Annotated in this window: 24 protein-coding genes; 20 read left to right on the forward strand and 4 right to left on the reverse strand. The window is 48.0% G+C overall.

Going from position 1 to position 23,448, the window contains the following annotated elements; all coding sequences use genetic code 11:
• Positions 1–257: 257 nt before the first annotated feature.
• Positions 258–2,699, reverse strand: a complete 2,442-nt coding sequence (locus AC5JBY_RS13370; RefSeq protein ID WP_495905100.1) for an alpha/beta hydrolase family protein — start codon at positions 2,697–2,699, stop codon at positions 258–260.
• A gap of 443 nt (positions 2,700–3,142) precedes the next feature.
• Here AC5JBY_RS13370 and hisG point away from each other — a divergent pair, with 443 nt between their 5' ends.
• From hisG to hisB, 6 genes are all read left to right on the forward strand, one after another.
• Entirely contained in the window at positions 3,143–3,994 is an 852-nt protein-coding gene (gene hisG, locus AC5JBY_RS13375; protein WP_495905101.1) for an ATP phosphoribosyltransferase, read from the forward strand.
• 62 nt (positions 3,995–4,056) lie between these two features.
• The gene (hisD, locus tag AC5JBY_RS13380) at positions 4,057–5,346 is read left to right on the forward strand and encodes a histidinol dehydrogenase (protein ID WP_495905102.1); all 1,290 of its coding nucleotides are present in this window, start codon (positions 4,057–4,059) and stop codon (positions 5,344–5,346) included.
• A gap of 63 nt (positions 5,347–5,409) precedes the next feature.
• Positions 5,410–6,471, forward strand: coding sequence for a histidinol-phosphate transaminase (gene hisC, locus AC5JBY_RS13385; RefSeq protein WP_495905103.1), 1,062 nt, complete (start codon positions 5,410–5,412; stop codon positions 6,469–6,471).
• Between the two features lie 41 nt (positions 6,472–6,512).
• Positions 6,513–7,799 carry a PQQ-dependent sugar dehydrogenase gene (locus AC5JBY_RS13390; RefSeq protein ID WP_495905104.1) on the forward strand — a complete coding sequence of 429 codons (1,287 nt, stop codon included), beginning with the start codon at positions 6,513–6,515 and terminating at the stop codon, positions 7,797–7,799.
• Positions 7,800–7,810: 11 nt separating this feature from the next.
• Entirely contained in the window at positions 7,811–8,224 is a 414-nt protein-coding gene (locus AC5JBY_RS13395; RefSeq protein WP_495905105.1) for a c-type cytochrome, read from the forward strand.
• 89 nt (positions 8,225–8,313) lie between these two features.
• On the forward strand, positions 8,314–9,453 hold the full coding sequence (gene hisB / locus AC5JBY_RS13400; protein WP_495905106.1) for a bifunctional histidinol-phosphatase/imidazoleglycerol-phosphate dehydratase HisB: 1,140 nt from the start codon (positions 8,314–8,316) through the stop codon (positions 9,451–9,453).
• 71 nt (positions 9,454–9,524) lie between these two features.
• Here hisB and AC5JBY_RS13405 read toward each other — a convergent pair whose 3' ends face one another.
• Together AC5JBY_RS13405 and AC5JBY_RS13410 are read right to left on the reverse strand one after the other, a co-directional pair.
• Positions 9,525–9,806 (reverse strand): GNAT family N-acetyltransferase, encoded by a 282-nt coding sequence (locus tag AC5JBY_RS13405; RefSeq protein ID WP_495905107.1) that lies wholly within the window; start codon positions 9,804–9,806, stop codon positions 9,525–9,527.
• Positions 9,807–9,875: 69 nt separating this feature from the next.
• Positions 9,876–10,331, reverse strand: a complete 456-nt coding sequence (locus AC5JBY_RS13410; RefSeq protein ID WP_495905108.1) for a hypothetical protein — start codon at positions 10,329–10,331, stop codon at positions 9,876–9,878.
• Positions 10,332–10,634: 303 nt separating this feature from the next.
• Between AC5JBY_RS13410 and AC5JBY_RS13415 the strand changes: the two genes are divergently transcribed.
• Genes AC5JBY_RS13415 through AC5JBY_RS13480 form a run of 14 tightly spaced genes read left to right on the forward strand, consistent with a single transcriptional unit; the run spans position 10,635 to position 22,098 of the window.
• On the forward strand, positions 10,635–12,053 hold the full coding sequence (locus AC5JBY_RS13415) for an anthranilate synthase component I family protein (RefSeq protein WP_495905109.1): 1,419 nt from the start codon (positions 10,635–10,637) through the stop codon (positions 12,051–12,053).
• A 20-nt stretch (positions 12,054–12,073) separates the two neighbouring features.
• The gene (locus AC5JBY_RS13420) at positions 12,074–12,646 is read left to right on the forward strand and encodes an anthranilate synthase component II (protein WP_495905110.1); all 573 of its coding nucleotides are present in this window, start codon (positions 12,074–12,076) and stop codon (positions 12,644–12,646) included.
• A 2-nt stretch (positions 12,647–12,648) separates the two neighbouring features.
• The gene (gene trpD, locus AC5JBY_RS13425) at positions 12,649–13,641 is read left to right on the forward strand and encodes an anthranilate phosphoribosyltransferase (protein WP_495905111.1); all 993 of its coding nucleotides are present in this window, start codon (positions 12,649–12,651) and stop codon (positions 13,639–13,641) included.
• A gap of 50 nt (positions 13,642–13,691) precedes the next feature.
• Entirely contained in the window at positions 13,692–14,471 is a 780-nt protein-coding gene (trpC, locus tag AC5JBY_RS13430) for an indole-3-glycerol phosphate synthase TrpC (RefSeq protein WP_495905112.1), read from the forward strand.
• Positions 14,472–14,527: 56 nt separating this feature from the next.
• Complete coding sequence (locus AC5JBY_RS13435; protein WP_495905113.1) at positions 14,528–15,160, forward strand: phosphoribosylanthranilate isomerase; 633 nt, start codon at positions 14,528–14,530, stop codon at positions 15,158–15,160.
• 4 nt (positions 15,161–15,164) lie between these two features.
• A complete protein-coding gene (locus AC5JBY_RS13440) occupies positions 15,165–15,680 on the forward strand; it encodes a GNAT family N-acetyltransferase (RefSeq protein ID WP_495905114.1) in 516 nt (171 codons plus the stop codon).
• A gap of 29 nt (positions 15,681–15,709) precedes the next feature.
• A complete protein-coding gene (trpB, locus tag AC5JBY_RS13445; RefSeq protein ID WP_495905115.1) occupies positions 15,710–16,936 on the forward strand; it encodes a tryptophan synthase subunit beta in 1,227 nt (408 codons plus the stop codon).
• Between the two features lie 5 nt (positions 16,937–16,941).
• Entirely contained in the window at positions 16,942–17,739 is a 798-nt protein-coding gene (gene trpA, locus AC5JBY_RS13450; RefSeq protein ID WP_495905116.1) for a tryptophan synthase subunit alpha, read from the forward strand.
• A 5-nt stretch (positions 17,740–17,744) separates the two neighbouring features.
• Positions 17,745–18,338 (forward strand): imidazole glycerol phosphate synthase subunit HisH, encoded by a 594-nt coding sequence (gene hisH / locus AC5JBY_RS13455; RefSeq protein WP_495905117.1) that lies wholly within the window; start codon positions 17,745–17,747, stop codon positions 18,336–18,338.
• Positions 18,339–19,463 (forward strand): 1-(5-phosphoribosyl)-5-[(5-phosphoribosylamino)methylideneamino]imidazole-4-carboxamide isomerase, encoded by a 1,125-nt coding sequence (gene hisA, locus AC5JBY_RS13460; protein WP_495905118.1) that lies wholly within the window; start codon positions 18,339–18,341, stop codon positions 19,461–19,463. It abuts the gene before it with no gap.
• A 20-nt stretch (positions 19,464–19,483) separates the two neighbouring features.
• Entirely contained in the window at positions 19,484–20,245 is a 762-nt protein-coding gene (gene hisF, locus AC5JBY_RS13465; RefSeq protein WP_495905119.1) for an imidazole glycerol phosphate synthase subunit HisF, read from the forward strand.
• Positions 20,242–20,409: a hypothetical protein gene (locus AC5JBY_RS13470; protein ID WP_495905120.1), complete on the forward strand. Its 168-nt coding sequence runs from the start codon at positions 20,242–20,244 to the stop codon at positions 20,407–20,409. The genes hisF and AC5JBY_RS13470 overlap by 4 nt, the downstream gene beginning before the upstream one ends.
• Positions 20,406–21,002 (forward strand): bifunctional phosphoribosyl-AMP cyclohydrolase/phosphoribosyl-ATP diphosphatase HisIE, encoded by a 597-nt coding sequence (hisIE, locus tag AC5JBY_RS13475; protein ID WP_495905121.1) that lies wholly within the window; start codon positions 20,406–20,408, stop codon positions 21,000–21,002. Before AC5JBY_RS13470 ends, hisIE begins: the two co-directional genes overlap by 4 nt.
• Positions 21,003–21,012: 10 nt before the next feature.
• Positions 21,013–22,098: a redoxin domain-containing protein gene (locus AC5JBY_RS13480; protein ID WP_495905122.1), complete on the forward strand. Its 1,086-nt coding sequence runs from the start codon at positions 21,013–21,015 to the stop codon at positions 22,096–22,098.
• Here AC5JBY_RS13480 and AC5JBY_RS13485 read toward each other — a convergent pair.
• A complete protein-coding gene (locus tag AC5JBY_RS13485; protein ID WP_495905123.1) occupies positions 22,095–23,207 on the reverse strand; it encodes a DUF2911 domain-containing protein in 1,113 nt (370 codons plus the stop codon). The genes AC5JBY_RS13480 and AC5JBY_RS13485 overlap by 4 nt on opposite strands.
• Between the last annotated feature and the right edge of the window lie 241 nt (positions 23,208–23,448).

The following is a 23,448-nucleotide window of genomic DNA, read 5'->3' on the forward strand; positions in this document are numbered from 1 at the left end:
ATAACAGGAAGGTACAAAAGTTTTTTCCTTTATCATTTCTTTAACACAATTCGGGCATACAGGCACGATAAATGATTAACACCCTTTATAACCATACAACGGTGGGTCGCTCACAAAAGCGACTACCCTTAACATATAGGGCCATAACCGCTGCCCAACAAGCGTGTTGATTGGTTGTTTTTTGGTTGTAGAGAAAAGGCCCTCTCCGGTCGCACAACAACAGAGAGGGCCTTTGTTTTATTTAATCTGTAATAGTCTTAGAAAGCTTTCTTATTACTTCCACCGCCACTGGGCTTGTCAGCACCCTTCACATATTTCTCCAGCCAAGCATTTTGCTCATACAACAGGTGCAGCAGGTTTTCTTTTCCGCGATAACCATGCGCTTCGTAAGGCAGCTGTACATAACGAACAGTACCGCCATGCCCTTTCACTGCATTGAACAAACGCTCGCTCTGAATGGGGAAGGTGCCGGGGTTGTCGTCCATCTCACCATGTATCAGCAGCAAAGGCGTTTTGATCTTGTCGGCATGGAAGAAGGGACTCATGGCAGCGTACAATTCAGGTGCTTGCCAGAAAGTGCGGTCTTCGTTCTGGAAACCGAAAGGAGTCAGCGTACGGTTGTAGGCACCGCTGCGGGCAATACCTGCTTTGAACAGGTTGGTGTGCGCCAGCAGGTTGGCAGTCATGAAGGCGCCATAGCTATGGCCACCTATTGCTACGCGGTTCTTATCACCAACACCCATTTCAACCAGTTTATTGATCGCCGCTTCTGCATTCATGCGCAGTTGATCAACGAAGTTGTCATTAGGCTTTTTATCGGCGCTGGCAGCCACGATAGGAAACTCCGCATTGTCCAGTACAGCATAACCCTGCGTAACCCAGAAGATAGGGCCACCATAACCAATTAAGGTGAAACGGTCTTTAGAGCCACGTATCTGTGCAGCATCGGCAGCAGAGTTGAACTCACGGGGATAAGCCCACATCAATACAGGCAAAGGACCATCTTTTTTAGGATCATAATTCTTGGGCAGGTAGAGACTGCCGGTAAGGTCTACACCATCAGAACGCTTGTAAGATATCTTCTCTTTGATAATGCCATCCAGTTGCGGATAAGGATTCGCAAAGCTGGTGATAGGACGGTCAGCTACTTTCGTAACCAGGTTCTTGATATAGTAGTTTGGCATATCCTTTTGCGACTCGCGACGGGTAAGCAGTATCAGCTTGTCGGCATCAAGCACATCAGTGATACTTTCGTAATAACCTTCCTGACAACGCCAGATGATCTCATTCTGTTTGGTCTTGAGGTCAAACTTGGCAAGGAAAGGCAGGTCACCTTTGGGAGAGCTGCCCACAGGGTTATTCATCAGCAGCTTGGTGCCACCGTCGATCGCCCTGATCACATTGCGGCCATATTTATTTTTCACGGTAACAGGAAAGCCGGGGCTATTGTAAGCATCGGTCATGTTACGCTCTTGCAGCATTTCCAGTTTGCCGGTAGAAGGGTTGTACAGGCTTAGGCGGGTGCTTTGTTTGCTTTGCAGGCGCTCACTTACCAGGGCCAGGTTTTCATCACCCCAGGTGATGCCACCAAAGCGCCACGCTGTTTTGAACAACTCTTTAGGCTCACCACTAAAAGGCGCGCTCAATGCATACACTATATCGTGGAAATCACTTTTGCTTTTGTACACACCACTGTCCAGCGGAGCGCTCCATACGATAGTGGCAGCTTCATCATCGCGCCAGTCGAAACCGCGGGGAGCATTCAACACGTTGTCATAGCCAGAAGGAGAAAGCTCGGAAGAAGGCAGCTCTGCCATCACCTTCACCACTTTACCGGTAAGATCAGTGATGCTCACCGTGGAGTTGAAACCTCCGGCAGGCACCAGGTAAGAGAAAGGCTTGTGAATAGTGCGGGTGAGCAAGTACTTCTTATCAGGCGAAAGGCTGAAGGTTGTATAGATATCAGGCTTGCCGATCTTTGTTTCAGCGCCATTCACATTCTTCACCAGTTGTACGGTGCTGTAGAAAGCAAACAGTTGTTCGTCGTACGGAGATTTGATCAGATCCTGGTAAGTACGGCTGGGTGCTACTTTACCAAGGTTCTGCTGAACAGCAGGGCCAGAAGGCATTAACGACTTTGGAGGTGCTGCAGAAGCAGGCTGCAGGGTGGTTTTATACAACAGGGTGTTATCATCCATCCACACGAAATCCTGACCAAGGATCACGTTCAGCGGCTGCTTGTTTACCTTGGTAGCTTTGCGGGTAGCTACGTCGATCACGTACAGGTCAACAGTTTTGTTGGTGGTGTTGGTGAAGGCAATCTTCTTATCACTGGGGTTCCAGCTTACGTTGCCGGCCAGCATATTGGCGGGCAGTCCGGTTACGGGATACTCTTTACCAGCCTTGATGTCCTTCAGGAAAAAGTTGTTGATGAAGTTCTGGCGGCTGGGCGCAAAGTTGTTGGGATTGATACGTTGCCCCGCGATCCTGAACTCTGGCTGGGCCAGTTCTTCTACTGAAGGATAGCTGTTGCGTTCCATCAGCAGCATCCACTCTGCCTTTCCGTCAATGCTGACGCCGGGCGTGGGCTTGGCCAGTAACAGGTCGGCGATTTCTTTGGGGGGTGTTTTGTAACCCTCATCCTGTGCAGAACACCAGGTAGCTACAAAAATGCAAACGACTACTAACAGTTTTCTCATGAGTGACTTAGTTTATAATAGATAGAATTGGTTAGTCTGTTAGACGGCAAGTAATCAGAAACCCCTGTGGGTAGGGAGACAAGTTAAGTATTGTGCTTTTGTGCCGGCTAAAATTATGTGACAGGTGGCGGAATGCCTACAGGAATACAAGCCATTATAAGTAATTGCGATACAATAGGAGAGGAGGATGGACCGGCCGGAAAAATATTTTTTGCTAAACGAAAGGAAGTCCTATTTTTGCGACTCGAAATGAACATATTTACGCACATACATCACCATCATCATACTTACCCTTCCAGGTAGGCCGGTGGTGCTTTGTTCAGTGCCATAATCATATTAAAGGGCTTACCGCAGGTAAGCCCTTTTTGTTTGCTCATTCGTCAACACAACACAATCATATTAATCTGCCGGATAAACAGTCAGGCAGCCAAACAAAGAACATTATGCTTAGAATAGCCATTCAGAAATCGGGACGCTTGTATGAAGACTCGGTACAATTGCTGAAAGAGTGCGGTATCGACCTGCGCAACGTAAAAGACCGCCTGAGAACAGAAGCAGACAACTTTCCGCTGGAAGTGTTCTTCCTGCGCGATGATGATATTCCTCAGTACGTAGAAGATGGCGTAGCCGACATTGGTATCGTAGGCGAGAACGTATTGTTTGAGAAGAACAAACAAGCTGAAGTCGTGGAGAAGCTGGGCTTTGGCAAATGTCGCCTGTCAGTAGCGGTGCCCCGCGGCCAGCAGTATGATGGCGTGGCTTCCCTGCAAGGCAAGCGCATCGCTACCAGTTATCCCTTTCTCGTTAATTCCTTCCTCGCAAAGAATAACGTACAAGCTGAGATCCACGAGATCAGTGGTTCAGTAGAGATAGCCCCCGGCATCGGACTCGCCGATGTGGTAGCCGATCTCGTGAGCAGCGGCTCTACACTCTTTATGAATGGCCTGAAAGAAGTAGAAACCATCCTTCAGTCGCAATCTGTTCTTATCAAGAATAACCAACTGAATGCAGCACAACAACAGTTGCTCGACAAGTTGTTGTTCCGCATACGGGCTGTAAAGAAAGCCAAACGTACCAAATATGTATTGCTCAATGCGCCCAACGAAAAGTTGAAAGAGATCATCGGCTTGCTGCCTGGTATGAAGAGCCCTACCGTATTGCCACTCGCACAGGAAGGTTGGAGCAGCGTACATAGCGTGTTGAGTGAAGATACCTTCTGGGATATCATTGAACAGCTGAAAGCTGCCGGCGCCCAGGGTATTCTCGTAGTTCCCATCGAGAAAATGATAATCTAAGTAAATACATCGTTAAACCGGCATACGAAACCAATCACTAAGTGCTATAATATTATGCGTTTATGAAAGTATTTGACAATCCGGCAAGAGGTGAATGGGATAGGTTACTACAGCGACCGGTGGCAGAAGCAGCCAAACTGGAAGCTACCGTCAGCGGTATCCTGCAGCAGGTGAAAGCCAAAGGAGATGAAGCCGTAAAACAACTTACGCAGCAATTCGATAAAGCAATAGTCGATAACCTGCTGGTGGGTGAGGAGGAGTTCAAAGAAGCAGCGGGCTTGTTGGAGGAGGAGTTGAAGACAGCTATCTTAACTGCCCAGGCCAATATCGTCGCTTTCCATAAGAAGCAGTTGAGTGAGCCCGAGGTGGTGGAACCGATGCCCGGCATACAATGCTGGCGCAAATCGGTAGCCATTGAAAAAGTGGGCCTGTATATTCCGGGAGGAACAGCCCCTTTGTTTTCTACCATCCTGATGTTGGGTGTGCCGGCAAAGCTGGCGGGTTGCAGGGAGATCATACTGTGTTCTCCGCCCGGTAAGAATGGCAAACTGCATCCGGCTATTTTATTTGCTGCGCAAGCCGTAGGTGTAACCAAAGTATTCAAAGCAGGCGGTGTGCAGGCTATTGGCGCCATGGCTTACGGAACGGAAACAGTACCGCGGGTGTCTAAAATATTCGGACCGGGCAACCAATACGTTACCTGTGCCAAACAACTGGTGCAGCAGGAAGGCATCGCCATCGATATGCCTGCGGGCCCCAGCGAGGTAGCGGTATATGCGGATGCAAGCGCTGACCCCGCTTTTGTAGCGGCAGACTTACTGAGCCAGGCAGAACATGGCGTAGACAGCCAAGTGATCCTGGTAGTAAGCGAAGGCTCATTGGTGAATAGCGTTCAAAAAGAACTGGACAATCAACTGGCTTTGCTGCCACGGAAAGACCTTGCTGTACAGGCGCTGGAAAACAGTAAGATATTCCTGATGAAGGATGAAGCCGCTGCTATCGATCTGTTGAACGAATATGCGGCCGAGCACCTGATACTGGCCTGCAACAATGCCAACGAGTTGGCTGATAAAGTAGTGAATGCCGGCTCAGTATTCCTGGGTCATTATTCACCCGAAAGCGTGGGCGACTATGCCAGCGGCACCAACCACACCCTGCCCACCAATGGCTATGCAAAAGCCTACAGCGGAGTAAGCGTGGATAGCTTCGTAAAGAAGATCACCTTCCAGCAACTTTCCGAGCAGGGGTTAAAAAACATTGGCCGCACCGTGGAGTTGATGGCTGAGGCCGAAGGCCTGGAGGCGCACGCGAATGCGGTGCGGGTGCGGTTACACTCAGTAAAGAATGAGTAACAGCTATCCCACACTGAGTTGTAGTTTAGAATTGTCGATTCGTGAATTTGAAAAACAAAAACAATGAGCTTCGATCTTAATAATATACTGAGAGAAAATATTAAAAAATTAGTTCCCTATTCCTCAGCCCGTGACGAATTCAGCGGCGAGGCCAGCATTTACCTCGATGCCAATGAGAACAGCCTGGGTTCTCCATTGACAAAATGGTACAATCGTTATCCCGATCCCTTGCAGAAGAAAGTAAAAGAAAAGTTGAGTGGAATAAAAGGAGTGCCGGTAGAAAACATGTTCATTGGCAATGGCAGCGATGAATGCATCGATGTGTTGATGCGCGCTTTTTGTGATCCCGGAAAAGACAATATCATTATTTGTCCGCCCACCTACGGTATGTATGAAGTAAGCGCCAACATCAATGACGTGGCTATCAAGAAAGTACCGCTTACGCCTGCCTTTCAGCTCGACCTGCCGGCTATCGAAGAAGCGGTGGATGATAATACCAAGATGATCTTTATCTGTTCACCCAATAATCCTACCGGCAATTCGCTGGAAAGAGATGATATTGAAGTATTGCTGAACAACTATTTTGGACTGGTGGTCATCGATGAAGCCTATATCAACTTCTCCCGCTTCCGGTCATTTACCCAGGAGTTGCAGGATTATCCCAACCTGGTAGTGATGCAAACATTGTCTAAGGCATGGGGCCTGGCCGCACTGCGGGTAGGGCTTGGATTTGCTTCCACCTCTATCATCGATATAATGAATAAAGTGAAACCACCTTACAATATCAACCAGGCTTCGCAGGATTTGGTGCTGCAGGCACTGGAAGAAGTAGGGCAGGTGAATGACATGATCAAAGAGATCGTATCGCAACGCGGTGAACTGGAGAAAATACTGCCATCATTGGCAGTAGTAAAAAAAGTATATCCGTCCGATGCAAATTTTCTGCTGGTACAAGTAACGGATGCACGCGGTATATACGACTATTTATTGCAGCAGGGCATTGTAGTGCGCGACCGCAGCAAGGTGACCCTTTGCGAAGGCTGTCTGCGTATTACGGTGGGCACGGCAAAAGAAAACGAAAACCTGGTGAATGCCTTAAAAAAGTATGCAGTCGCACTGGCATAACCGGGAAGTTGTCGTCTTATGACTAACGAAAAAACAGCAATATGAAATGGATCTGTAAAATGCTTCCGTTGGTACTCCTCGCAGGCACAGCCTATGGAAACGATACCACCCACATCAGACCCAAAATCCGTAAAGCCCCACGCATAGAAGAAAATGGCGGCATCACCCTGCCGGCGGGCTTTAAAGCTACGGTGTTTGCCGACACAGTGGGTCGCGCCAGACACCTGGTAACCACTTCCTCCGGCGATGTGTACATCATGCTGTTCAGGTTGAAGAATGGAAAAGGCATTTTACGGTTACGCGATACCAACAACGATGGTGTGGCCGATCAGTCAACCACCTTCGGCAACTACGCTGGTACCGGTATCACCATTAAAGATGGCTATTTGTATGCTTCCTCCAACAAAGAGATATTCCGCTACAAGCTCAACGATAAACAGGAAGTGATCAATCCCGATCAACCCGAAAGGATTGTTACCGGTTTGATCGATCGCGGCACCCACAACACCAAATCATTGGTACTGGACAATGCCGGCAATATGTATGTCAACATTGGCGCTCCTTCCAATGCCTGTCAGCTGGAAGACCGTAAGAAGGGATCACCTTCTCCCGATCCTTGCCCATTGTTGGACTCTGTAGGCGGCGTATGGCAGTTCAAAGCCGATCAGCCAGATCAGGGTTATCACAATGGTGTTCGCTTTGCTACTGGTATCCGCAACATTGTAGGGCTGGATTGGAACAAGACCAGCAACTCCTTATTTGCCATGCAGCACGGCCGCGATAACCTGAACACCCTGTTCCCTGAAATGTACAATGAAGACGAGAGTGCTGAGCTGCCCGCAGAAGAGTTGTTCGAGATAAAGAAAAGCGACGACTTCGGCTGGCCCTATTGCTACTTCGATTGGCAACAGGATAAAAAAGTACTGGCGCCTGAATACGGCGGCGATAAGAAAAAGCAAGACCGCTGTGCAGACAAGAAAAAGCCTGCTTATGCATTCCCGGGCCACTGGGCGCCCAATGCCTTGCTGTTCTATACTGGCAACCAATTCCCTGAGCGATATAAAAACGGCGCATTTATTGCCTTTCATGGTGCCTGGAACCGCGCGCCTAAGCCACAAGCTGGTTATTTTGTAGTATTCCTGCCCTTTAAAGATGGCAAACCAAACGGTAAATACGAGATATTTGCGGACGGGTTTGCCGGTGAGTCACGTGAACCAGCTAAGGCCACCTATCGTCCCTGCGGACTGGCACAAGGCCCTGATGGTTCATTGTATATCTCTGAGGATAAGAAGGGAAGGATATGGAAAGTTAGTTACACTAAAAAATAAATACGACCGCTATGCGAAAGACATTCCTGCTAATCACCTGCGCTGCTGCCTTCCTGCTGACGGCTGCACAGGTTAAACCTAAACCGGTACCTAAAAAAGTGATGGACAATGGCAAGAAAGTATACGACACTTATTGCCTGCCCTGCCACCAACAAGATGGCAGCGGTGTTCCCAATATGACACCTACTTTGATAAAAACAACCTGGGTAACAGGCGACAAAACCAAACTGGTACAGGTGATCCTGAAAGGGTTGAAAGGAGTGGAAGTGGATGGCGAAACATATGAGAACGTAATGGCTCCCCACGATTACCTCACCGACCAGGAAATCGCTGACGTAACCACTTATATCCGCAACAGTTTTGGCAACAAAGCAAGCATGCTCACGCCTGCCGAAGTAAAAGCGATCAGGGCTAAAACGAAGTAAATACAAGAATACGGAATACAACATTTAGAATCCGGGAAGCCTTAGCTTTGCAAGCTGTTTCCTGGATTCTTTATTTAAAAACATCATTAATGAAGCGTGTATTGTTTATCGACCGGGATGGTACCTTGATCAACGAAGCTCCCCCTACCTATCAGCTTGATGCTTATGAAAAGCTGACCTTTTATCCCGGTATGTTTGAATACATGGGCCGTATCGCCCGTGAGTTCAATTACGAACTGGTGATCGTGACCAACCAGGATGGACTGGGTACTGAAGTCTTCCCGGAAGATACCTTCTGGCCCCTGCACAACCTGGTGATGAAGAGCCTTGAAGGCGAAGGCATTCACTTCAGCGCTACCTATATCGATCGCACATTTCCCAAAGACAATGCACCTACCCGCAAGCCGGGTACGGGCATGCTGACGCAATACCTCAATAACCCGAATTACGATATTGCCAACTCCTATGTGATCGGCGACCGCATCACCGATGTACAATTGGCCAAGAACCTGGGCTGTAAAGCCATCTGGTTGAACAATGATTCCTCCCTCGGCGCCGGTGAGATCAAGGATAAGGTAGCGGAGCTGCAACCGGTGATCGCGTTGGAAACCACGAAGTGGAGTGATATCTATTCCTACCTGCGCCTCGGCTTGCGCCAGGTGATACACGAACGCAATACCAATGAAACACAGATCAAGATAGAACTGAATGTAGATGGCAGCGGCAGAGCACAGATCATAACCGGACTGGGTTTCTTTGATCACATGCTCGATCAGATCGCCCGTCATGGTAAGATGGACCTTACCATCCGCGCCAATGGCGACCTGCACATCGACGAACACCACACGATTGAAGATACAGGCATTGCATTGGGAGAAGCTTTTGCACAGGCATTGGCTGACAAACGCGGTATGGAACGTTACGGTTTCGCCTTACCAATGGACGAAGCAGATGCTAAAGTGTTGATCGACTTTGGTGGCCGCAACTGGATCGTGTGGAATGCGGAGTTCAAAAGAGAAAGAATAGGAGAGATGCCAACAGAGATGTTCTTCCACTTCTTCAAATCATTCTCAGATGCCGCCAAATGCAACCTGCATATCGAATGCCACGGCGATAATGAGCACCATAAAATAGAAGCGATCTTCAAAGCCTTCGCTAAAGCCATCCGCATGGCAGTAAAGCGCGATCCGCTGAGCAATTATTTACCAAGCACAAAAGGAGTATTATAATAAGTTGTTAGCCGTTAGGTATTAGCTGTTAGCTGTATTGCTAAAAGCTAATACCTAAAAGCTAATGCCTGTTATACCAGCACATCCTGCCAATCCTTCATCCTGTCGAATACCGACTTGGCGAAAGGACAAAGCGGAATGATCTTGATATTGTTTGTACGCGCATATTCTACAGCAGCATAAACGAGCTGTTTACCGATTCCCTTGCCTGAAAGAGATTCATCTACCTCTGTATGTTCTATTAGCATTTGGCCGGGATTGGGTGTCGAGTACACCATTTCAGCCAATATCTTACCTTCCTGCTCTACATAGAACAGGCTCTTTACTTTTCCTTCCCTGTGTTGTATCAGCATCTTGAGAGTATTGTAGTTAAAAAGCTCTTTCACTAAACAGGCAATTTAACACAATTGTTGTAGAAGGGTTTATTGCTTGAAAGTAAAGCCTTTGGGAGCCTGCAATGCTCCGGGGTCATACATATTAATAAATAGAACGATGGGCTTTTCCTGCCCGGGCCAGGTAACGATATAGGCGTCCAGCAGGCCGCCACCCATGATGCCGTTAGGTGTTTTGAAGTGGCAGCAACTACCCCTTCTCGTATAGCTGACCGCTTCACCGCCAGGCCCCAGCAAGGCGTTCAAAAATCGCTGTTCATTGGACGCTCCGTTGTCCAGGCCGCCACCTACTTTGATGGGATTGGCCTCTGTGTAGCCATAGGTAGAGTCAGTAGATACTGCTGTCAGCTTAAAAGTTCTGTTGTCAAGCATCGCATGTTTGGAAGAACTTTGTCCCACTTCGGGATATTGTGTCTTTTTAGAGCCACTGCAGGCAGCTACAAACAGCGTAGCTGCGATGATAAAAGAGATAGCAAAGGGTTTCATGATGTGTGGGGTTTAAGGAGTAGATGCAATAATAGCCGGTATTACACAGGTTTACAGGCATATTAACGTTTCCTTGGATCGGTCTATTTTGTAAAATTTTTGGCAAAATGGAATTGCTACTGCATATTTGCAATATGGTACTGAACAAACAAAATAATCAGTGGTGGTGGCATACAAACTCTAACCGGGGCTTGTAACGCTGCTATTGTTGTTTATGACACTATATTCAGAGGCCCCGATTTATAATCGGGGCTTTTTGTTTTTACTATTTATCAATTATTAATTCTTTCCGAGGGACCAGGCATGAAAAAAATAGCCATTCAGACGAACTGTAAAAAGATGCTGGCCGATGTATTTACACCGGTAGGTATTTACCTGCGTGTGCGCGATCGCTTCCGCGATACGGTACTGCTGGAAAGCACCGACCACCATGCGGCCGAGAACAGCTATTCCTTTATTTGTATCAATGCCATTGCCGGCATGGAGATCACCTCCACCCGCAGCATCGAGTTCAAATGGCCCGGAGAAACACCTGAAAGAATTCCGGTAAAAGATGTGCAGCAGGTACCCCAGTTACTGTGGGATTTCATGCAACGCTTTGAGATCACCGGCAACGGTTCCAAAGAAAGCCGCTTTGCACAGGGCCTCTATGGCTATACGACTTTTGATGCCGTACAGTTCTTCGATACGATACAATTGAAGTCGGGCAGCACAACACCCGATATTCCCCTCATGCGCTATCGCCTCTACCAGTATGTTATCGTGATCAATCATTATAAAGACGAGCTGTTCATTTGTGAAAACGTGATCAAAGGATTGGAAAGCGATATGTCGGTAGTAGAGTCGCTCATTCGCAGCAAAGACGTACCGGTATATCCTTTCAAAGCAGAAGGCGAGGAAGTATCCAATATGACGGACGAGGCTTACCGTGAGATGGTCACCAAAGGTATCCAGAGCTGTTTCCGCGGAGATGTTTTCCAGATCGTACTAAGCCGCCGCTTCCAGCAATCCTTCCGCGGTGATGAATTCAACGTATACCGCGCCCTCCGCAGCATCAACCCTTCCCCTTATCTCTTCTTCTTCGATTACGGCGATTATAAATTACTGGGCTCTTCACCCGAATCTCAAATACTCATTCAACAAGGCAAAGCCATCGTGCATCCGATTGCCGGTACGTTTAAACGTACAGGCGATGATGATATCGACAAGCAGGAAGCAGACCGCCTGCTGAAAGATGCCAAAGAAAATGCAGAACACGTGATGCTGGTAGACCTTGCCCGTAACGACCTGAGCAGGGTATGTGATGAAGTGGCAGTACAACATTATCGGCAGGTACAATTCTATAGCCATGTAATACACCTGGTAAGTGAGGTAACGGGTAAAGTACGTCCCAACAGTAATCCCTTTGAACTGATGGCCAAAACATTCCCGGCTGGCACATTGAGCGGTGCCCCCAAGTTCAGGGCGATGGAATTGATAGATGGCTACGAGCCCACCACCCGTAGCTACTATGGTGGCGCCATTGGCTTTATGGGATTCGATGGCACCTGCGTACACGCCATTATGATCCGCACCTTCCTGAGCAGGCAAAACACTTTATACTATCAGGCAGGAGCAGGCGTAGTAGCCGCCAGCAAACCCGAAAGCGAGTTGCAGGAAGTGAACAACAAGCTCGGTGCTTTGAAGAAAGCCATTGTTTTCGCAGAAGAAGTATCTAAATAACAGCTCTAAAAACATATACATTGACCCGGATATTAGTTTTTGACAATTACGATTCATTCACGTACAACCTGGTACACCTCGTAGAGAAGATACTGCACCAGAAAGTAGAAGTATTTCGTAACGACCAGCTGCCGCTGGAGAAAGTAAAGGACTATGATAAGATCATCCTGTCACCCGGGCCAGGCATTCCGGAAGAAGCGGGCCTGTTGCTGCCGTTGATCAAAGAATACGCTGCTACCAAATCCATCCTGGGCGTATGCCTTGGCCACCAGGCCATCGGAGAAGCATTTGGTGGCAAGCTCACCAACCTCAGCACGGTGTACCACGGCGTGGCCACTCCCTGCCAGGTGATCAACGCCAAAGCACCCCTCTTTGCAGGCTTGCCAAAAGAAATTGAAGTAGGCCGCTACCACAGCTGGGTAATCAGTGAAGAAGGTTTCCCAAAAGACCTCGAGATCACAGCCCGCGAAGCCAACAACTATATCATGGCATTGCAACATAAAAAATACGACGTACAAGGCGTGCAGTTTCATCCCGAAAGCGTACTGACACCCATGGGCGAACAGATATTACGTAACTGGTTGAAAAACTAATTATGAAAAAGATACTGCAACTGTTATTCGAACACAAAACCCTCAGCAGGGCCACTGCCAAAGAAGTATTGGTCAACATTGGAAAGGGTGTATACAACGAACATGAAGTAACAGCCTTCATGACCGTATACCTGATGCGCAGCATCACCATTGAAGAGCTGCAAGGCTTCCAGGATGCTTTGCTGGAACTTTGTGTGCGCATAGACCTCAATGGACACGCTACCATCGATATTGTAGGAACCGGTGGCGATGGTAAGAACACCTTCAACATTTCTACCCTTTCTTGCTTTGTAGTAGCGGGCACCGGACAAAAAGTGGCCAAGCATGGTAACTACGGAGCTTCCTCTATCAGCGGAGCATCCAACGTAATGGAACAGCTGGGCTATAAGTTCAAGAACACTTCCGAACAACTAAAGAAAGAAGTAGAAGAAGCCAATATCTGTTTCCTGCATGCCCCCTTGTTCCACCCTGCTTTAAAAACAGTAGGACCAATCAGGAAGAACCTGGGCGTACGCACCTTCTTCAATATGCTGGGGCCAATGGTGAATCCCGCCAATCCAGCCTTCCAGCTGGTAGGCGTGTACAACCTTGAAATGGCACGTATCTACAACTACCTTTTGCAGCAATCAGGCAAAGCATTTACCATCATACACGGCCTGGATGGCTACGATGAAATATCACTCACCAACGACACGAAGGTGATCACCAATGCCGGCGAGCGGGTGATGACGCCCGAGCAACTGGGCAAGCGCATGGTGATGCCAATGGATATCTTTGGCGGCAATACAGTAGAAGAGGCAGCCAAAATATTTATGAAGATATTGAACCGTGAAGGCACCTGGTCGCAAAATGCGGTGGTACTGGCAAACGCAGCGATGGCATTGTATTGTACGGGCAATTATAAAAAATACGACGATGCCTATGCCGCAGCGGTCGACAGCCTCGAAAGCGGAAAAGCAAAAGCCGCGCTGGATAAGCTGGTAGCATTGCAATAGGTTTACAAGTTGATTGGTTGAACAGTTGATAAGCGAATACATAAAGCACAATGAACATTCTCGATAAAATAATAGCACACAAGAAGATCGAAGTAACAGAGCGCAAAGCAGTGACAAGTATTGCCGATCTGGAAAAGAGCCCGGCCTTTGCCCGTACCACATTCTCATTAAAACAGTTCCTCCTCGATGATAGCAAAACAGGCATCATTGCCGAGTTTAAAAGAAAGTCGCCCTCGAAGGGAATTATCAATGGCGATGCAGATGTAGTAGCGGTAACAACGGCTTACGCCCAACATGGAGCATCAGGCCTGTCCGTACTCACCGATACTGATTTCTTTGGCGGCAGCACGGAAGACCTGGTAAAAGCCCGGGTAAACCAGATACCGATCCTGCGAAAGGAATTTATTATAGACGAATACCAGATCGTAGAAGCGAAAGCAATGGGCGCTGATGTAATTTTGCTGATCGCAGCCTGCCTGACACCGGCTGAAGTGAAGCGACTGGCTACCTTTGCCCAAAGTCTGCAACTGGAAGTGCTGTTGGAATTGCACGACGAAGAAGAGTTGGAACATGTTTGCGATGAAACCGTATTGGTAGGGATTAATAACCGTAATCTTAAGACCTTTGTGGTGGATATCGAGCGCAGCCTGGCAATGGCACAGCGCATCCCGGCCGGTAAAGTAAAGATCGCAGAAAGCGGTATCTCTGCAGTAGAGAATATTCGGTTGTTCAAGGATAATGGATTCCGTGGTTTTCTCATCGGGGAAAACTTCATGAAAGAACCAAATCCAGGCCTTGCCTTTGAAAAGTTCGTTAAAGCCCTTTCCTGAAAAGGATCGGTGATTGATTTGCCAGATAATGACTAACACTTAAAATCTGACAGTACATGAGAGTAAAAGTATGCGGCATGACACAACCCGATCAGGTAGATGCATTGGCTGGAATGGGGGCGATGTTTGCCGGCTTTATATTTTATCCGAAAAGCCCGCGGTATGTGTTCAAACACATGAACATTACACAGATCCGCAAAGTCAATAATATAAACAAGGTAGGCGTGTTTGTAAATACCTCTATCGAAGAAGTGCTGCACCTGGTAGATGAGTGTCGCCTGCACATGGTACAGCTCCATGGTGATGAGCCACCGAAGTATTGCGAAAAGATCGCCGACTATGTTTCCGTGGTAAAAGCTTTCCGGCTCAGTGACAATGACAGCGTAGAATGGATGATCAAGCCCTATATGGATGTGTGCGATATGTTTATGTTCGATACGATGGGTGTGGGGTACGGCGGCACCGGTAAAAAGTTTGATTGGAGCGTGTTGAAGAATAGTACAATTGGCAAGCCTTTCTTCCTGAGCGGTGGCATCGAACCCGGCGACGAAGAAGAACTGAAAGCATTTGAGAAAGAGCCTGTAGCAAAAGCGCTGTTTGCCATCGACATCAACAGCAAGTTTGAACTAACCCCTGGCGTAAAGGATATGGAGAAGGTAAAAACATTTGTCGATAAGTTGAAAAGCTAACCACATGATTACAGTACGACCCGCTGAAGAAAAAGACCTTCCAGAAATATTGGTGATCTACAATGACATCATTGTAAATACTACGGCGGTGTATGATTACGAACCACACACTGCCCCTATGCGTAAGCAGTGGTGGGATACCAAGAAAGAACAAGGCTTTCCGGTATTCGTGGCAGAAGAGGAGGGAAGAATAATAGGCTTTAGCTCGATAGGTCCCTTCCGTGCCTGGGCGGCGTACAAATATTCAGTAGAGAACTCCATATACGTAGCAACAGATGTGCGCGGCAAAGGAGTAGGCAAGCTACTGATGCGGCCACTGATAGATGCGGCCAGGAAACTGGAGATGCACACCATTCTGGCAGGTATAGATGCCAGCAATGAAGCCAGCATCAGGCTCCACGAGTGGTTTGGATTTAAAGAAGTGGCCCATTTCAAAGAAGTAGGATACAAGTTCGACCGTTGGCTCGACCTGAAGTTCCTGCAACTGGTGCTGGACACACCGGCAGCACCACAAGAGTAATAACAAGAGCATATAAAAATATTTGACCAATGATCAATCAAACAAGCCCATTGGGGCAGCACAGAGGGACCTACAAGCAGCCGAATATCTTTGGATATTATGGCAACTTCGGAGGAGCGTATATTCCCGAGATGCTGCACCGCAATGTGGAAGAGCTGAAGTCGAAGTACCTGCAGATCATGTATGACGAGGCCTTTCAAAAAGAGTTCAACGCATTGCTGACCGATTATGTAGGACGGCCAACACCATTGTATTTGGCTGAGCGCCTGAGCAAACAATACAATACCAAAATATACTTAAAGCGCGAAGACCTCAACCATACCGGAGCCCACAAGATCAACAACACGATCGGACAGATCCTGCTGGCCCAAAAGCTGGGCAAGAAGCGCATCATTGCCGAAACAGGCGCTGGTCAGCACGGCGTAGCCACCGCTACAGTGTGTGCCCTGAAAGGCATACAGTGCATTGTCTACATGGGCGAGAAAGACATCGAACGCCAGGCGCCCAACGTAGCCCGCATGAAGATGCTGGGCGCTACGGTGATACCCGCTACGAGCGGTAGCAAAACATTGAAAGATGCTACCAACGAAGCCATCCGTGATTGGATCAATAACCCGGAAGATACCCATTACATTATAGGCAGTGTGGTAGGCCCGCATCCATATCCTGATATGGTGGCCCGCTTTCAGAGCATCATCAGCGAAGAAGCGCGCAAACAACTAAAAGAAAAAACAGGCAACGAATTGCCAACTCATGTAATAGCCTGTGTAGGCGGAGGCAGCAATGCTGCTGGTATGTTCTACCATTTCCTCGACGAAGCATCCGTACAACTGGTGGCGGTGGAAGCTGCGGGCCATGGCGTCAACAGTGGTTTGAGCGCAGCTACTACCCAACTGGGCAAGCCAGGTGTATTACATGGCAGCAAAAGCCTGGTGATGCAAACCGCCGATGGACAGGTGGTAGAGCCACACAGTATTTCTGCCGGACTTGATTACCCTGGTATCGGCCCCTTGCATGCTCACCTGTTTGAAACAGGACGCGGTAAATTCTTAAGCGCTACAGATGCCGAGGCACTGGAAGCAGCTTTTGAACTGGCTAAGCTGGAAGGTATCATTCCGGCCCTCGAATCAGCACACGCGCTGGCAGCATTAAAACAATTGAAATTAAAGTCGACAGATACGATCATCGTTTCCTTATCGGGCAGGGGTGATAAAGACCTCGCTACGTACATGAAAGCAATGGACGAAAAAAAGTAGATACTATGAGTAGGATACAGGAGCTATTCAAGAAGAAAAAAGACCATGTACTGAATATTTATTGCACGGCAGGCTATCCGCAACTCGACAGCACCCTGCCGGTAATGCAGGCCCTGCAGGCAAATGGCGCCGACCTCATCGAACTGGGTATGCCCTACAGCGATCCCCTGGCCGATGGACCGGTGATACAAGCCAGCAGTGCTGTTGCCCTTGCCAATGGTATGACCATCAAAACACTGTTTGAACAGTTGAAAGATATGAGACAGGCCACCGGCGGAGATGGTGTGCGTGGTGGTATTACTGTACCAGTTATCCTGATGGGTTATATGAACCCCGTACTGCAATACGGCTTTGAGAAGTTTTGTAAAGATGCAGCCGCCGCAGGCGTTGACGGATTGATATTGCCCGACCTGCCTGAATATGAATTTCAAACAGAGTATGGCGCCATCATCAAAAAGTACGGTCTTGATTTCATATTCCTGGTTACGCCAGAAACATCGGAAGAGCGCATCAAGCGCCTCGATGCCCTGAGCACTGGCTTCTTGTACGCAGTATCATCTTCTTCCACTACGGGAAAAGATAAGGACATGAGCGGCGTAAGTGCGTACCTGCAACGCTTGCAGAATATGAAGTTGAACAATCCGGTATTGGTAGGATTTGGTATAAAAGACAAAGCCAGCTTTGAAGCTGCCAGCCAATATGCGCAGGGCGCTATCATCGGCACCGCCTTCATCAAGGCGCTGGAAAACCAGACCGACGTACCAAAAGCAGTAAAACAATTTCTGAATACGGTTTTACAATAAATATTATGAGCTTAGTGATCGTTAAATACAATGCCGGCAACATACAGTCAGTATTGTATGCATTGGAAAGAATAGGCGTAGAGGCAACTGTGACGGATGACCATGAGCAGATACGCAGTGCAGACAAAGTGATCTTTCCGGGCGTAGGTGAGGCCAGCAGCGCCATGCGCTACCTGAAAGAAAGAGGACTGGACGAAGTGCTGAAAAACCTGCAGCAACCGGTGCTGGGCATTTGTCTTGGCATGCAGCTGATGTGCGCCTACAGCGAAGAAAATGACACACCCTGCCTTGGTATTTTTCCTGAGCAGGTAAAACAGTTTACACCACCAGCCGGTAGCACACTTAAAGTGCCGCAGATTGGTTGGAACGCGATCTACAACCTGAAGACAGACCTGTTTAAGAACACTCCGGAAAACAGCTATTGCTATTTTGTACACGGCTACTACGCTGCGCTGGGCGAACATACGATCGCAACGGCCGATTATGTACAGCCCTACAGTGCGGGTTTGCATAGAGATAACTTCTATGGCCTGCAGTTTCACCCCGAAAAGAGTGCACAGGTAGGAGAGCAATTGTTGAAAAACTTTTTGAGCATATAGATGGAGATCAGAACAATACCATTACCGGAAGTGTGGAGGATGCGTCAAACAGTGATGTATCCGCAGGAGACGATCGACTTCGTGAAGCTGGAAGAAGATGCAGTAGGATTACATTGGGGTATATATGTAAAAGGAGAAGTGATATCCGTCATCTCCGTATTTGAGGAAAGAGGAAGCGTACAGTTCAGGAAGTTTGCCACAAAGGTCGATCAGCAGGGAAAAGGATATGGTACATCCCTCCTGCAATACGTACTGGATTGGGCTAAGCGCCACAACAAACAATCCATCTGGTGCAATGCCCGGTTGTCGGCCACCAGCATCTATAAGAAGTTCGGTATGCAGGCCACAGGCGCTACCTGGCACAAGTACGGCATTGAATTCATTAAAATGGAAAAACAGTTACAAAAGAAAATGCAGATCATTCCCGCTATAGACATCATCGACGGAAAATGCGTGCGCCTCACGCAAGGCGATTACGAACAGAAGAAGATATACAACGAAAACCCGTTGGAGGTAGCCCTCGAATTTGAGGACGCTGGCCTGGAGCGCCTGCACCTGGTAGACCTTGATGGTGCCAAAGCCGGTGCCGTGAAGAACTGGAAAGTGTTGGAGACACTGGCATCTAAAACCAAAATGGTGATCGACTTTGGTGGCGGTATCAAGACCGATAAAGACGTAGAGATCGTTTTCAACTCCGGTGCTGCGTTGGCTACAGTGGGCAGCATCGCCGTGAAGAATGAACAGGAGTTTGTAAAGTGGTTGCTCACCTATGGTGCAGATAAGTTCCTGCTCGGAGCCGATGTAAAAGAAGAGAAGATTGCCGTAGGCGGTTGGCTGGAAACAACCGACATATGGATCTATGATTTTATAGAAAAGTACATCGCACACGGTGTGCAACAGATATTCTGTACCGATGTAAGCAAGGACGGATTGTTGCAAGGCCCTTCAATAGAATTGTATAAGAACATCATCAAGAAGTTCCCGCAACTGCATTTGATTGCCAGTGGCGGCGTAAGCAATATGGATGATGTGCTGCAACTTCAGGAGATAGGTTGTAGCGGAGCAATTATTGGCAAAGCGATCTACGAAGGACGCATTGCAGTCAATGACCTGGTGAAAATATAAGCGCTAAAAAATAATTACACGTGTTAACAAAACGTATCATACCCTGCCTGGATATTAAAGACGGCCGCACGGTGAAAGGGACCAACTTCGTGAACCTGCGTGATGCAGGCGATCCTGTTGAGCTGGGTGCCCTCTATGCACAGCAGGGAGCCGATGAACTGGTATTCCTGGATATTACGGCCACCAATGAGAAGCGGAAAACATTGAGCGAGTTGGTCAACCGCATTGCCCACCACATCAATATTCCCTTCACAGTAGGTGGTGGCATCAGCAGCGTGGAAGATGTGCAGGTGCTGCTGCAAAATGGAGCCGATAAAATATCAGTCAATACAGCCGCCTTCAAGCGGCCTGAAGTCATCAACGAACTGGCTAAAGAATTCGGCAGCCAGTGCGTGGTGCTGGCCATCGATACCCGCCAGGAAGCCGATGGAGAGTGGTACGTATACCTCAATGGCGGCAGGGTAAAAACAGAAGCCAAATGCTTCGACTGGGCCAAACAAGGTGTAGACCTCGGCGCCGGAGAGATCCTGCTCACCTCCATGAACCACGATGGCACCAAGCAAGGCTTTGCCCTCGATATTACGCGCCGGCTGGCAGAAGCACTGCCGGTGCCGGTAATAGCCAGCGGTGGTGGCGGTAGTATGCAACATTTTGTAGATGTATTCGAAGGCGGAAAAGCCGATGCGGCATTGGCAGCCAGCATCTTCCATTTTAAAGAGATCAGTATTCCCGAATTAAAGGGATATTTGCAGGACAAAAAAATAGCTATCAGACCTGTATGATCATTCCTGCACTAATAATACTGGTTGTTTCCCTGTACATCGTCCAATATGTCAGGAGTAAGCAGGAAGGCAGACGTGCAGATCGTTTAGAAAGACGCCAGGAAAGACAGGAGCAACTCATGGAAAGCCTGCGGGCAAAGAAAACCAAAGAAGAAGACAAATGAAAGTAGATTATTCAAAATACACCGATGGACTTGTACCTGCCGTAGTACAGGATTTCAAAACCCATAAAGTATTGATGCTGGGGTTTATGAATGAAGATGCCGTGAAGAAAACGATGTCCGAAGGCAAGGTTACCTTCTACAGCCGAAGCAAAAAGCGCCTGTGGACGAAAGGCGAGGAGAGCGGTAACCACCTGATGGTAAAAGAGATACTATCCGATTGCGACAACGATACCTTGCTGATCAAAGCCCAGCCCCTGGGGCCAACCTGCCACACAGGCGCCGATACTTGTTGGAGCGAACGCAACCATCACGACGATTTTCTCTACTATCTGGAAGACATCATTGAACTGCGTAAAAAGAGCAGCGATGAGAAATCCTATGTACGTCAGCTCTTTGGAAAAGGTATCAATAAAATGGCACAAAAAGTGGGGGAGGAAGCCGTAGAGCTGGTGATTGAGGCCAAGGATTCCAACGACGACCTGTTCCTGAACGAGGCCGCCGATCTCCTTTTCCATTATTTAATTTTACTTAACGCAAAAGGGCATAATTTACAGTCCGTCGTGAACGTTTTACAACAGCGACATTCTAAATAAAAGGTTCTCTATGAAACAGTTATTGGTTGGCATATTATTCTCCCCCCTGGGGTTACTGGCTCAAACAGGATTTGTGATCAAGGGTAATGTGGCAGGACTGCCAGAGGCTTCTAAAGTTACCCTCACAGATGTAAACAATGCCACCGATACACTGGCCCGCGGCACCATCACTAACGGTGCCTTTGAGCTGAAAGGTAACGTGAAAGAAGCCAACCTCTACCAGCTGAACTTTGATGGCGCCAGCAAAAAGACGGTACTCTTCATGGGCAATGATCAGCTTACTGTACAAGGCAATGTTGAGAACCTGCAGCAGTTGGCTGTTAAAGGATCACCGGTACACGATGACTTTGTGGCCTTCCAAACTACTTTCAACCCTATGTTCAGGACCCTGTCGGAAATGAACCAGAAATTATACGCCACACCCAATGTGCAGCCCGGCGACTCCATCATGGTGGCCTATATGAACCACCTCGATAAGACGAAAGCAGCCATCGAGAAGTTTACTACCGAAAGAAAGAACTCACCCGTAGCTCCTTTTGTGTTGGTGGTAACAAGCGAACTGGAGCAGGACATAAGTGTACTGGAAAAACATTACAACCTCCTTGCTACGACTGGCCAGCAGAACTTTTACGGAAAGATATTGAAACAACGCATCGACGATAGCAAGATAGGCGCCATCGGTAGCCAGGCCATTGAGTTCACACAAAATGATACAACTGGTAAACCTGTAACCCTCGCCTCCTTCCGCGGCAAATACGTATTGGTAGATTTCTGGGCAAGCTGGTGCAGACCCTGCCGCATGGAAAACCCCAACGTGGTAAGCGCCTTCAACAAGTTCAAGGATAAGAACTTTACGGTGTTGGGTGTATCACTCGACAGGGACAAGCAACCCTGGTTGGAAGCCATCAAAGATGACAACCTCACCTGGACACAGGTAAGCGACCTTAAATATTGGAGCAATGAGGTAGCCCGCCTCTATAAAGTGGAAGGCATACCTCAAAATTTCCTTATCGATCCCACTGGCAAGATCATTGGTAAGAACTTGCGCGGACAGGGCCTCCAAACGAAGCTGTGCGAATTGCTCGGATGTAATTAATTCACGTCCTTGCCATCCTGCAACAACTTGATCATGCGTTCCACATTATCTTTATTCACTTTGTCTTGCGCCTGAGGCAGTGCCTTCTGTGCATATTCCAAAGCCTTCTTGTAATTACTCATAGCTGAGTAACCACGCATCATGCCCACATTGGTGGTGAAAGTATTGGGATTCTTATCGTAGTTCAGTTTAAAAGCATCAAAAGCCGCCTGGCCTTTCTTCTGTTGCAGCAGCTGACGTGCATAATTATGAACTTGGTTGGCGCTGCCCAGTGGCAATGCTTCTTTCATAACCGCATCAGCTTCTGCCTGGCGATTGAGTCTGCTTAATATTTGTGCCTTCGTAGAAAGCGTATTGAAATTCTTTTGCCCAACGAATTGATCACTGATGGCATGATCTGACCATGCCAGTGCCTCTTCGAGATTTACATTATTGATTACACAATAAATAGCCGCCTGGTTCCAGGTTTGCCAGCCTACATTGAAGCTCTTTTCACTGCGTAGCTCATTACGGAAAGAGGCCACCTGCAAATTCACGTGATCAGTTTCAAGACGGATAGGTATCCTGAGCTTTTCCCATTCCAGCACCACAGTAGCCGAAGAATCCGTTTCATTCAGAAATTCATACTTGAGCCATTCAACACTCTTGTCAATCGGTACAGGCTTCACCGTTACACGTACGGCATCTTCTTTATCATCATAAAAGAAGCTGCCCCACGATGTGTGATTTTTAGAAAGGATAACGATAGAAGCATCGGGATCATAAGCAATGAACAAACCATATTTACCGGCAGGAACAGACTTGCCCTCTATCATTACAGGCGTAGTGAACTCGATCACGGTGTTCTCATTCGCGCCTGCACGCCACGGAGCATTCTTGCTGGTGCCAAAACCTAGGTCGGCAAATCCCTTATGAATAAGCCCACCCCATATCTTTCCCTCACGGCCTTTCACGCCGGGACGACTGTATTCAATAGTTACATTGGTGATACCGATATTCTCACTAACCATGGCCTTGCGGTTGCCACCTTCCGGAGCTGTGGTAAGTTGGGCATTGGCGCGCGCAAGCAGGAGCAGCAGAGATGCTGCGAGAAGCAGTTTGTTTTTCATGTTAGCTATGTTTTAAAGTAACTAAAGCTAAAAAAGATTAATACAACACGAAAGGGATTTTAGACCTGCTGGCAAAAGAACAGGATGAACTGACGGTTTTTATGACCTAAGGCAAATGCTCCCGAAAACACTGTCAGTTTTGTACATACGTAGCTGAAAATCAATGCAGGCGGTCGTTTGGGAGGCGAAGCAGGTCGTTGATAGGTTTTAAGTCTTGCTTAGTATATCGGGCAGCCTACAA

Source organism: Paraflavitalea sp. (genome assembly GCF_059502485.1).